At 33.5% G+C, this 12309-nt stretch carries 13 protein-coding genes and 1 tRNA gene; 4 read left to right on the plus strand and 10 right to left on the minus strand.

Annotated features, from left to right (window positions below):
- Positions 1-52 precede the first annotated feature (52 nt).
- A tRNA-Asn gene (locus DZ64_RS0103685) sits at positions 53-128 on the minus strand.
- A gap of 126 nt (positions 129-254) precedes the next feature.
- Between DZ64_RS0103685 and DZ64_RS0103690 the strand changes: the two genes are divergently transcribed.
- Genes DZ64_RS0103690 through DZ64_RS0103700 form a run of 3 tightly spaced genes read left to right on the plus strand, consistent with a single transcriptional unit; the run spans position 255 to position 1568 of the window.
- A complete protein-coding gene (locus tag DZ64_RS0103690) occupies positions 255-587 on the plus strand; it encodes a hypothetical protein (protein ID WP_024789478.1) in 333 nt (110 codons plus the stop codon).
- Entirely contained in the window at positions 574-912 is a 339-nt protein-coding gene (locus DZ64_RS14000; protein WP_369792106.1) for a substrate-binding domain-containing protein, read from the plus strand. The genes DZ64_RS0103690 and DZ64_RS14000 overlap by 14 nt, the downstream gene beginning before the upstream one ends.
- Entirely contained in the window at positions 903-1568 is a 666-nt protein-coding gene (locus DZ64_RS0103700) for a molybdenum ABC transporter permease (protein ID WP_024789480.1), read from the plus strand. Before DZ64_RS14000 ends, DZ64_RS0103700 begins: the two co-directional genes overlap by 10 nt.
- On the opposite strand, the gene argJ is transcribed toward DZ64_RS0103700, so the two are convergent.
- The 8 genes from argJ to DZ64_RS0103740 form a co-directional block, all read right to left on the minus strand.
- On the minus strand, positions 1565-2740 hold the full coding sequence (argJ, locus tag DZ64_RS0103705; RefSeq protein WP_024789481.1) for a bifunctional glutamate N-acetyltransferase/amino-acid acetyltransferase ArgJ: 1176 nt from the start codon (positions 2738-2740) through the stop codon (positions 1565-1567). The two genes, DZ64_RS0103700 and argJ, sit on opposite strands and share 4 nt — an antisense overlap.
- A gap of 52 nt (positions 2741-2792) precedes the next feature.
- A complete protein-coding gene (locus tag DZ64_RS0103710; protein ID WP_024789482.1) occupies positions 2793-3920 on the minus strand; it encodes a potassium channel protein in 1128 nt (375 codons plus the stop codon).
- Positions 3921-3944: 24 nt separating this feature from the next.
- Positions 3945-4130, minus strand: coding sequence for a 50S ribosomal protein L28 (gene rpmB, locus DZ64_RS0103715; RefSeq protein ID WP_024787285.1), 186 nt, complete (start codon positions 4128-4130; stop codon positions 3945-3947).
- 125 nt (positions 4131-4255) lie between these two features.
- On the minus strand, positions 4256-5419 hold the full coding sequence (locus DZ64_RS0103720) for a 2,3,4,5-tetrahydropyridine-2,6-carboxylate N-succinyltransferase (RefSeq protein ID WP_024789483.1): 1164 nt from the start codon (positions 5417-5419) through the stop codon (positions 4256-4258).
- A gap of 35 nt (positions 5420-5454) precedes the next feature.
- Positions 5455-7062, minus strand: a complete 1608-nt coding sequence (locus tag DZ64_RS0103725) for a cation:proton antiporter (RefSeq protein ID WP_024789484.1) — start codon at positions 7060-7062, stop codon at positions 5455-5457.
- Complete coding sequence (locus DZ64_RS0103730) at positions 7055-7441, minus strand: secondary thiamine-phosphate synthase enzyme YjbQ (RefSeq protein ID WP_024787288.1); 387 nt, start codon at positions 7439-7441, stop codon at positions 7055-7057. Before DZ64_RS0103730 ends, DZ64_RS0103725 begins: the two co-directional genes overlap by 8 nt.
- The gene (locus tag DZ64_RS0103735) at positions 7442-8188 is read right to left on the minus strand and encodes a pseudouridine synthase (RefSeq protein ID WP_024789485.1); all 747 of its coding nucleotides are present in this window, start codon (positions 8186-8188) and stop codon (positions 7442-7444) included. It lies immediately after the preceding gene.
- 107 nt (positions 8189-8295) lie between these two features.
- Entirely contained in the window at positions 8296-9240 is a 945-nt protein-coding gene (locus DZ64_RS0103740) for an SIS domain-containing protein (RefSeq protein WP_024789486.1), read from the minus strand.
- Between the two features lie 128 nt (positions 9241-9368).
- On the opposite strand from DZ64_RS0103740, the gene acnB reads away from it, so the two are divergent.
- Positions 9369-11966, plus strand: a complete 2598-nt coding sequence (gene acnB / locus DZ64_RS0103745) for a bifunctional aconitate hydratase 2/2-methylisocitrate dehydratase (RefSeq protein ID WP_024789487.1) — start codon at positions 9369-9371, stop codon at positions 11964-11966.
- Here acnB and DZ64_RS0103750 read toward each other — a convergent pair.
- A complete protein-coding gene (locus tag DZ64_RS0103750; RefSeq protein ID WP_024789488.1) occupies positions 11952-12296 on the minus strand; it encodes a phosphate-starvation-inducible PsiE family protein in 345 nt (114 codons plus the stop codon). The two genes, acnB and DZ64_RS0103750, sit on opposite strands and share 15 nt — an antisense overlap.
- Between the last annotated feature and the right edge of the window lie 13 nt (positions 12297-12309).

The raw sequence follows: 12309 nt of genomic DNA on the forward strand, positions 1-12309 counted from the left end.
AGTGACAGACACTTAAAAATAAACGTTATTTAAAATTTTTCCATTTATATGATGGCTCCGGCGAGAGGACTCGAACCTCTGACCCGACGGTTAACAGCCGTCTGCTCTACCGACTGAGCTACGCCGGAATGATTATGGATTGAAATTATATCAAAAAATAAAAAAAATACAATTAAATTTGAAATTTGATTGACAAAATTAAAAAATAATTTTAAAATACGCTATATAGAAAAATATATAACGAAAGGATAAAGATGAAAAAACTTATTTTACTAATTATTTCATTAAAAATTTTCGCTAATTGTATTATAGGAATCACCGGTGGATATAAAGAAATCTTTAAACCTTTAATAAAACAATACAATTTAACACACAAAGAAAAAATAACTGTAATTTACGGCCCTCTGGGAACGCTTATTGCAAATGCCAAACTTAAAAACATTTCTATGATATTCGGAGAAAAAGAAACATTAAAACAAAACGGTTTTAATTCTTTTATTCCTATTGGTAAAGACAACTTAACAATTATTTGCAGAAAAAAAAACAAATTTAGACGATTTAAATCAAACAAAAATTGCAGTTCCTAATCCAAAAGGAACTATTTATGGCAACAGGGCAGAAGAATTTTTTAAAAATATTCATATTCATCCTATAAATGAATTAACAGTATCAATGATGCCTCAGGGAATTAATTATTTACAGATGAATATAGTAGAGTGTGCAGTCGCAAATGAGGTAATGGCACTATTTTTAAAAAACAAATATTCATATATTGAAATAAAAAAGAATTATACACCTATAATTTTAGGTTTTTCATCAATAAAAAAAAGTAAAACGTGTGTTGATTTTATTAAATTTTTAAAATCTGAAAAAATAAAAAAATATTTAAAAAGCAGGGGGATATGCATTTAAACGAAGAAGCCATATTTTCAATTGTTCTTACGCTTAAAGTGCTGGGGGTAGATTTAATACTGCTGCTTACAATAGGAAGTTTAATATCTTTTTATCTGGCGGAATCACATTCCTTTTTCGCTAAAATTTTTTCTTTTATACTTGATTTACCCTTGGCCCTTCCGCCTATTGTAACAGGTTTTTTACTTTTATATTTTCTTTCACAAAACACAGTTTTAGGCCAAACACTGTTAAAATTAAATATAAATCTTGTTTTTAATTTTTATTCGTTAATTTTGGCTGGTTTTATTGCGTCACTTCCTCTTTATTCCAAACCTGTGATTTCAGCAATAAAACATTATCCTATGAATATAAAAGAAGCTGCATATATAAGCGGTAAAAGCAGGTTAAACACATTTATATTTATAATTCTGCCCGGAATAAAAAAAACATTTTTAGTATCGGTTATTTTATCCGTAACAAGAATATTTTCAGAAATCGGTATTTCTTTAATGCTAGGAGGAAATATCCCGTTTAAAACAAATACCGTTTCACTTGAAATTTTTACAAGCGTATTCAACGGAGATTTAGATACCGCTTTTCATTTAAGTATTATTATGTTTATAATTTCTCTTTTATTTTTTATAACATTAAAAATTTTGGAAAAAGAACATTAAGTTCTGTATTCCGCATTTATCTTTACATAATCATAACTTAAATCACAGCCAAATGCCCTGAATTTGCCATCACCTATTCCGATATCAACTTCTATTTTAAAAGAATCTTTTTTCATAACTTTACGGGCTTTTTCTTCTGTAACTTTGTCAAAACAGTTTTTCCCCTTATCATATATTAAAACATCTCCTATTTCAATGGATAAAGTGTTTTCATCGCATTCGATCCCGCTTGCGCCTATTGTTGAAGCGATTCTTCCCCAGTTAGGGTCTTCTCCGAAAATTGCCGTTTTTACAAGAAGCGAATTTGCAAGAGCTTTGGCGGCAATCTTGGCTTCCAATTTATTTTTAGCGCCTTTTACATTAAAAGCCACCAGTTTTGTAGCACCCTCCCCATCTTTTACAATATCAGTTGCCAGTTTTAGCATTACCTGATTCAATGCTTCCCTAAAAGCCCCTTCTTCATAATCACCCTCGTTTGTACTCATTAAAAAAACGCTGTCGTTAGTGGATGTATCCCCGTCAACACTTATTGCGTTAAACGTATTATCATTAATTTCACTCAATATTTTTTTCATTTTTTCTCGGGGAACATTTGCATCAGTCACTATAAAACAAAGCATTGTAGCCATTGCAGGGTTTATCATTCCGGCTCCCTTGGCAACACCTGCAATTTTAAATTTTCCAAAATTTCCTTCTACTTCAAAAGCTATTTCTTTATAAAAGCTGTCTGTGGTCATTATTGCTTTTGCAAAATTCTTGGAATTTTTAGCATTAAAATCAAATTTTTCTATAGCACTCTTTATTTTTTCTTTATCAATTCTTACCCCAATTACTCCGGTTGAGCTCATTATAGGATTTATTGCATCTATTTTTTCATTTAAAAAACTTAAAATCTCTTTAATGTCATTAATTCCCTCTTCCCCGGTTAAGGCGTTTGCATTTTTTGAATTTGCCAGAATAAAATTTGTTTTTTCAATATTTTTGTTTAAAACATATTTAACTGGCGCCGCTTGAAATTTGTTTGTAGTAAATAAATAAGCTATATTCATGATTTTTTCACTTCTTATAAATCCCACATCAAAACCATCTTTTTTGAATCCTGCATTTACACCGTCTGCATAAATCCCGTCTATTGCACAAAGTCCGTTTTTTATTGGTGTTATTCTAAACATTTTAATCCTTTTAATTTTTCTCACAACTCACAACTCGCTACTCACTATTCACTTATATAAAATCAATATTTTTGGGTCTTTTTGTACTTCTTATTACAAACCTGGCTTTAACCATGTCTTTTGAAGTACCGATTACCAACACTTTATCCCCAGGTTTAAGAGTATATTCGCCTTTTGGAACAGGCACGAATTTTCCGCTTGCTTCTTTTACTCCGACAACACTTACATTAAACAATTCTCTTAAATGTGCGTCTTTGAGTTTTTTATATGCAAGCCACGATTTTTTACTTACAGTTATTTTTTCCAGATTAAGAGGGCTATCTGTAGAATATACAAATTCCTCCAAAATATTTTTAACATCTGGATTTGCGGCTATTGCCGTCATTCTTTTAGCAATCAGCTTATTAGGTGAAATTACTTCATGGGCCCCCAGTTTTTGAAGTTTTTCTATATCTTCTTCTGAATTTGCTATTGAAAGAATATAATAAGGATGCCTTTTTAATTCTTTTTCGTATAATTTTACACTGCTGATCAGTGCTATATTGTCGGCTACATTTTTGGATAGAGATATTACACCTTTTGCACTGCTAAGAGATGCCTTTTTAATAGAAACCGTGGTATGAGGATCCCCTTTTACAAAAAAAGGATATCTGTTCTTTTTGGCAATTTCTTCCAAATTATCATTATTGTCTATAACAACAAAAGGAATATGGGCATGTCTTAGTTCTTTTGTCACATCTATGGTATATTCGTTATGAAAACACACGACATAATGATTTTTAAGTCTTGCTATTTTATAAAGCATTCTGTTCTCCTTAAGTAGTGCAAAAAGGCGGCCTTTATTAATCACATCCACTAAAATACCCACCGCATAAGAAAATACGGCAAATCCTGCAATAATCAAAAATATTGTAAAAAGTCTGCCAAGCGGTGAAATGGGGGCTATTTCACCAAAACCCACTGTGGTAAAAGTAATTCCTGTCTGATAAATTGCATCCATCAAAGAAAAATGATCAATTGCAATATATCCCAAAGTACCGAACAATTCGATTAAAACAGTAAGTATTATCGGGGCTCTGAAAGGTTTTAGCTCTCCCCAGATTTCATAAGAAAGGTCTACTTCTGGTTTTTTTGAAGTTTCCCAGTTAAAGAGTTTAGCAAGTTTTTCTTTAAAAGTCATAAAAACCCCGTAAAGAGGGGGAGATTATACAGATTTCTTCAGGTTTCTAAGACAACTTGTACAAATTTTAACTTTTCTTCTGACTCCGTTAATTTCAATTTTAACGTTTTGAATGTTTGGGTCAAACTTATGTCTGATTTTTTTATTTGAATGGCTCACTCTGTTTCCAAATTGAGGACCTTTTCCACAAATTTCGCATTTTCTTGCCATTTAATATCCTTTTACTTTATTTGAGTTTGAAATTATATCAAAAATTTTTTATTTTTATTTTTTATTTTTTCCTTTTATAACGGAAATTCTCACTACTCACCACTCACCACTCACCACTCACTTACTTAATGAAGTTCTTCATTAAGCTTAACCTCACGTCTACTTCTAAATGCTGTCATTTTCCCTTTTGTTGTGTCAAATCTGTAATGAATTCCGTTAAGTCCTGCTAATTCCAACCCTTTAAAATATTCTTTATATTCCGCCTTCCATTCAGGATTTACTTCTTTAATTTTTTCAAATTCATCTTCGCCAATAAATATTTTTGTGCCCTCTAAAACCGCAATTCCGGCATCTACTATACATCCGTCTCCCAAAGGGATCCCTGTTACAGAATTTGCGCCAAGAAGCGTATTTTTACCAATGGTAATAGGATTTCCGTTTGTACCGCTGAGCACTCCTAAAATACTCGCACCTCCGCCTACATCAGCACCTTCTTTTACAACGGCGGATGAGCTTATTCTGCCTTCAACCATTACCGCACCCTCTGTTCCGGCGTTAAAGTTTATATAACTTGCCCCCGGCATTACAGTGGTTCCGGGAGCCAACTGGGCACCGAATCTTACTTTGCTTGTATCAAGAATTCTTATATTTTCATCCGGAATTATATGTGCAAGGAATCTCGGAAATTTATCCACATATTCTATTTCAGGGAATGAATCTTTAAGCTTCATTTCAATTTCATGGGCTTTTAAATATTCAAGCTCAATCGGTACATTTCCAATCCACGCCGAATTATGCAAAACACCGAAAGCCCCGCTCAAATTTACTCCTCTTAAAGGTGCTTTTCTTGTGGAAAGGGCGTATAATTTCAAATAAACAGCCTCAACCGACTTTGGGGCCTCATCTTTAAATAAGAAACAAATTCTGTAATTATCGTATAACTCTTCTTCAAAAATTTCTTTTAAAACCTTTAAAACCTGTATATTTTTATGTTTTTCGCCTACGGCCTCACTTATCAAATCTTCTCCGAAATAATTTAATGCCGTATCTACAAAATCTTTGGAAATAGGCGCTACAAATTCGCTTTTTTCAAAATCAACATCAACGCCGCATTCAATCAAACTTCTGATAAATACTGCTGCTGAGCCAAAATTTTCATTCCAGTTTATTACGGGATAAGTGGCCTGAAGTACTTTATCATGGTTTAACTGTCCCAAATCGACTCTTGCAATTCCAAAAGCCATCGGTTGTCTGTAATTAGATATATTTTTTACTAACTTTTCAAACATTTATATCCTTTTTTACAAAATTATACCAAATGTTTTTAATTTTCCAATTCACATTTAAGCGCTAAATTTATCAGTATTTCGGCAAGTTCTTTACTTTTATCCACTACATAAACATTTTTTTCTTTATAATAATTAACCTCATCCTCATTTTCACTTAAAACAATAATATTCAGATTTGGATTAATATCTAAAATATTTTCTACAATCATATGGGTGTGTTCTTCATTCTGTGTGGTAATAATTACCGCATACGCATTTTCTATATCCAGACTTTCAAGCACTCTTTTGTTTGCAGCATTGCCAAAAATAACATTATCGCCTTTATTTAAGCCGTCTTTTACCAATTCCATCTGTTTGTCTATCGCTACATAAGGAATTTTAAAATTATTAAGTTTTCTTGCTATTCTTTGACCTATCTTATCATAGCCGATTAGTACTATATGCCCTCTGGCTCCTGCCGAAAAAATATTATATTCTTCGAAATTCTGTATATCTTCGTCAAAAATATCTGCTAATTTATAAATATACTTAATGATAAAAGGCGTTAAAATCATAGAAATTACAGCGGCAACCACCAGTTCTTGCAGTAAAAAATTTTCTAATAAAGAAAATTTACCCAAAAGTGCAAAAATTACAAAAGCAAATTCGCCTATCTGAGAAAGTATAAAACCGCTTTTTAAAGCCACTCTTTTATGTTTTACAAATTTTTTCAAAATTAAATAAATTAAAAAGGCCTTGAGCGTCATAACAGTTAAAGTAATTAAAACAATTGAAAATACATGGTTAAATACAAAATGAATATTTACCATAAGACCTACGGAAATAAAAAATATGCCTAAAAGCAAATCTCTAAAAGGAACCAAATCCGCTTCTATCTGATATTTATATTTTGTTTCGCTCAAAATCATACCCGCCAAAAATGCCCCGAGAGAATAACTGAGCCCAAAAAAATGGGCTGTCTCAGCCGCAGTCAATACAACCAACAAAACAGTTGAAAGAAAAATTTCATCAGATTTTGTTTTGGTGGCTTTTGTAATAATAAACGGGGCAATATATTTACCGAAAATATAAATAAAAATACCAAGAGACGCCATTGCTTCTATTGTTTTAACAATCAGGGGTAAAAACGGGGCGTCTTTGTTTACTATAAGTGAAATCGCAATTAAAATAGGGATAACAGCGATATCTTGAAAAAGCAATATGCCAAGAGCAACTCTTCCGTAAGGTTTTGATATTTCACGGGATTCATTTAAAAGTTTTAAAACAATAGCGGTAGAACTGAGTGCCAAAGCACTTCCTACAATAAAAGAAACCCTTATATCCACATTTAAAACAAACCAAAAAACAAGTCCGAAAAAAACACCTGCAATACTCATTTCCAAAAAACCGTATAAAAAAACCTCTTTTTTCATTGTTTTTAATTTTTCCGGAGAAAACTCAAGTCCGATTAAAAACATTAAAAAAACAATTCCTATTTCTGCAACAATTTCTATTGTATGATGTTCAATATGAAAAATATTCGCAATAAGAATACCTGTAAAAATATATCCTATAATAGGAGGAATTTTAAATTTAGCCAAGGGTATGTTAAAAATTAAGGCAATAAAAAGTAAAATGATTATAATTAAAATGGGGTTAATCATTAATTACCTTAACATACACGCTCCTTTCTCTTGGTCCGTCAAATTCAACCAAAAAGACACTTTGCCATTTTCCAAGCATTATTTTGGCATTTTCCACTATTAAAGTAAGATTACTGGTTAATAAAGAAGCCTTTAAATGAGCCCTTGCATTTTTATGAGCGTAATCTTTATATGGAACAATGTTTTTTAATGTCATCAATAAATCCCTTCTGAGAGTCGGATCACTTTTTTCAAAAATAATGACACTTGCCGTTGAATGAGGGCAAAAAACACTGACCACACCGTTTTTAACCCCGCTTTTAATTATTATTTCTTTGATATCGTCTGTTATGTCTATTATTTGAGATTTATGCTCCGTTTTAAATCTAATCGTTTTCATTTAACTCCCTTTTAAAAAATCTTTTAGTATTTTATATTCTTTTTTATCAAAATATCTTGTCTTTCCCTGAGGCAAAGCATTAAGGCTCACCCACCCGTAACTAAGCCTTTTTAAATCCATCACATCCCTTCCGAAATGAGCGAAAAAGCGTCTAAGTTCTCTGTTTTTCCCCTCTTCTATAGCAACTTTAAGTGTTGAAAATTTAGGTGAATTTTTTATAATTTGAACATTTAAAAAAGGTTTTAAAGTAATATTGTTTATGTCGGTATTTTTATGGGCACCTTCAATTCCCACTTCAATACCTTCCCCCATGGCTTTTAACATTTCTTCTGTTATAGAGCCTTTGATTCTGAGCCTATAAACTCTCGGTAAATTGGATTTCATCAAAGCTTCGGCAATTTTTGGCGAATCGGTTAAAATCAAAAGCCCTTCGCTTGCAAAATCAAGTCTTCCGACTGGGATAAAATGTTTAAATTTTCTTGGAAGGGAATCATATATTGTTTTTCTGCCCTGTGGGTCTTTTTTTGTTACAAGTTCTCCTTTTGGCTTATTATATACAATACAAGTATATTTTGAACTTATTTTTACTGGTTTTGAATTTACAGACACTTTGTCGCCGTCTTCCACTTCATATGCAGGATTTGTAACAGTCTGTTTATTTACTTTTACCCTTCTCTCAAATATAAGCCTGTCCGCTTCTCTTCTTGAATAGGTCGTATGATGGCTTATAAATTTATTAAGTCTCATTTATTTCCTTTAATTTTTCACTTTTCATTTTTCACCATAGCTACTTGGAACTTGGCAACTTGGCCTCTTGTCAATTTGACTACTCACTACTCACAACTCACTACTCACTATCTTATTCCCGCTTCAACCAATTGATGTATATGAATCACACCGACTACGTTTTCTTTGTCGTCTATTACAGGCAGCAGCTGAATTTTATTGTTTTCCATATATTTAAGCGCATTACTTGCTAAAATATTTTGATTTATAGTTTTAGGATTTTTTGTAGCAAAATCTATAGCATTTTTATTTAAATCAAAATTTTTGCTCATCATAGCCCGTCTGAGGTCACCGTCGCTTAAAACTGCTTTAGGTTTTTTGTTTTCTAAAAACAGAATATGTCCTATTTTACCTTCTGTCATTTTAATAATAGCCTCTTTTAAAGAATCATTCTCATCGGCTACAGGAAAATCTTTTTTCATTAAATCTTTGACTTTTATAAAAAGTTTTTTTCCTAAACTTCCTCCTGGATGAAAAGATGCAAAATCCTCTTTTGTAAAGTTTCTTTTTTTCATCAGACAAACCGCCAGGGCATCCCCCACAGCAAGTGTAAGGGTGGTCGAACTTGTAGGCGCCACATTCAAAGGACACGCCTCCTTTTGAACATGTATATTCAAAACCACGTCTGCATATCTTGCCAGTGTTGAATCAGACCTACCCGTCATTGCAATCAAAGGCACATCAAATCTTTTAATATGGGGAAGGATTTTTATAAGCTCTTCGCTCTCTCCCGAATAACTTATTGCAAGCACGCTGTCATTTTTCCCTATCATCCCAAGATCCCCGTGAAGGGCCTCAGTCGGATGGATAAAAAAACTCGGAGTTCCGGTACTTGCAAGTGTTGCCGCTATTTTACCCCCTATAAGACCGGATTTTCCAACACCCGTAACTATTAATTTACCCGGTGTATTATATGCTATTTCAACCGCTTTTTCTATGCCGCTGATATCCGCATGTAAAAGCTCGTTTGCCTCTATTTGCAAAACTTCTTTTGCAATTTTTTTAAAGTCCACTATTTTCCTTTTTGTTAAAATTATAACAAAATATTTTGTTACTATATTACACATCAAATAATTAAAAGTGTTAATTGATGTAACAATTTGTAAAAATAATTTTATAATTGCAATAAAAAAGGACAGATATGAGCTTTATTGAAGAATATAAAAAACATACTGAAGAAAGAGCTAAACTTGGCATTCCGCCGCTTCCGCTTACAGCTAAACAAACAGCTGAGTTGGTTGAACTTCTTAAAATGGTTCCAATCCCGGAAGAAGAATATTTAATGGATCTGTTTTTAAATCATATTAATCCTGGTGTTGATGAAGCTGCATATGTAAAAGCGGCGTTTTTAAACGATATTATTCAAGGCAAAACTTCATCTCCTGCAATCTCCCCAAAAAGAGCGGTTGAAATTTTAGGGACTATGCTTGGGGGATATAACGTAAAACCTTTAATTGACGCACTTTCACACAAAGATGAAGAAATTGCAAAGGAAGCTGCAAATCAGCTTAAAAATATTTTACTTGTATATGACGCATTTCACGATGTTGAAGAATTAGCAAAAGCCGGAAACAAATATGCTAAAGATGTGCTTGAATCCTGGGCAAATGCCCAGTGGTTTACTTCTAAAAACCCTCTTCCTGAATCAATTAAAGCAATAGTATTTAAAGTACCAGGTGAGACTAATACTGATGATTTATCTCCTGCCAGCGAAGCATTTACAAGAAGCGATATTCCGCTTCATGCAACAAGTATGCTAAAAGCAAAAATACCTGATGCCCTAAATAAAATAGCAGAACTTAAAGAAAAAGGGCTTCCTGTTGCTTTTGTTGGTGATGTAGTTGGGACTGGAAGCTCTAGAAAATCAGCCGCAAACTCACTTATTTGGCATATAGGTGAAGAAATTCCTTTCGTTCCAAATAAAAAAAGAGGTGGAATTGTTATAGGCAGCGTAATTGCCCCTATTTTCTTTAACACACTTGAAGATTCTGGCGCTCTTCCTATCGAAGGTGCGGATGTCAGCAAACTCGAAACAGGAGACGAAATAGAAATCAGACCTTATGAGGGTAAAATTCTAAAAAACGGAGAAGTTATTAGTGAATTTAAACTAAAACCAAATACACTTCCGGATGAAGTAAGGGCAGGAGGAAGGGTTCCGTTAATTATAGGTAAAAACCTGACTAAAAAAGCAAGAGTTTCTCTTAAAATGGAGCCGGAAAGCGATATATTTATAAGACCTGCCCAACCAAAAGGAAAAGAAGGCGTAGGATATACACTTGCCCAAAAAATTATCGGAAAAGCCTGCGGAATGGAAGGTGTTAGACCTGGCATGTATGTTGAACCGACAGCTACAACTGTTGGTAGCCAGGATACAACAGGTGCAATGACAAGAGATGAAATTAAAGAACTGGCCGCTCTAGGATTTAATGCGGATTTGGTATTACAGACTTTCTGTCATACAGCGGCTTATCCAAAACCGGCTGATGTCAAGCTTCATCACACACTTCCGGCATTTATTACAAGCAGGGGGGGTGTGGCGCTTAGACCTGGGGACGGGGTAATCCACTCCTGGTTAAACAGAATGATTTTACCGGACACTCTTGGAACAGGAGGAGACAGCCATACAAGATTCCCTATGGGTATCAGCTTCCCGGCAGGCAGCGGGCTTGTAGCGTTTGCAGCCGTTACAGGCTCAATGCCTCTAAATGTACCGGAAAGTGTATTGGTTAAATTCAAAGGGGAATTACAACCTGGAATCACTTTAAGGGATTTGGTTAATGCTATTCCATATTTTGCAATAAAACAAGGACTTTTAACCGTCGAAAAGAAAAACAAAAAAAATGTGTTTAACGGAAGAATTTTGGAAATTGAGGGCGATATAATAAGAAACCTAACAATAGAACAGGCTTTTGAATTGGCTGACGCATCGGCTGAAAGAAGTGCGGCTGCGTGCACTGTTGATGTAAGCGAAAATCAGGTTGAAGAATATCTAAAATCAAATATCAAAATGCTTGAAGCTATGATTAAAGCCGGATATGAAGATAAAAGAACGCTTCAAAGAAGAATTGATAAAATGAAAGAATGGCTGAAAAATCCAAAACTTCTAAGAAGAGATGAAAACGCAGAATATGCGGCAGTTATTGAAATTGATTTAGATAAAATCACCGAACCTATTGTTGCATGTCCGAACGACCCTGATGATGTTGCAACTTTAAGCGAAGTTTTAGCAGACCCTAATAGACCTCATAAAATTGATGAAGTATTCATTGGAAGCTGTATGACAAATATCGGTCATTACAGAGCAGCTGCCGAGATACTAAAAGGTGAAGGGCAGGTTCCTACAAGATTATGGATTGCACCTCCTACTAAAATGGACAAAGAAAAACTTACAGAAGAAGGATATTATGCCGTGTTCGGCCAGGCGGGGGCTAGAATAGAAATTCCTGGATGCAGCCTATGTATGGGTAATCAGGCAAGGGTTAGAGATTATGCAAACGTATTCTCAACTTCAACAAGAAACTTTGATAACAGAATGGGTAAAGGTGCAAAAGTTTACTTAGGAAGTGCAGAACTTGCAGCTGTAACAGCACTTCTTGGCAGAATCCCGACACCAGAAGAATATAAAGAAATTTATGAAAGAAAACTTGCAGGAAAAGAAGATAAAGTTTATAACTACCTATACTTCCACAAAATGCCAGAAGAAGATGTTAAGCATATGCTTAATCTAATCATTCTTTAATTCCTCTTTTTCCGCTTTATAAGTTATTTTTATTGACAAATATCTAAAAAAGAAAAATATCCCTATTAAAGCCACAAGTGAAAAAATAGTCTTTTCATTTTTATGTCCTACAACAAGAATAAAAACCTCTCTTATAAAAAATATAATTCCGGCATCAATCATATACCTCAGTTTTATCCTCTGTCTTTTGAAAAAGACAAAAAGCATCTGAACCACTTCAATAATTACAATATATTCCAAAATCAGACTTACCAAATGATAAAAATCATAATGAAAAATCAAAATAAATAAAAACAGTAATGAAGCGATTATAATTTCAATATTCAGCACAATCCCCCTTTTT

The organism is Lebetimonas sp. JH292 (assembly GCF_000523275.1).
Classification (GTDB): domain Bacteria; phylum Campylobacterota; class Campylobacteria; order Campylobacterales; family Nautiliaceae; genus Lebetimonas.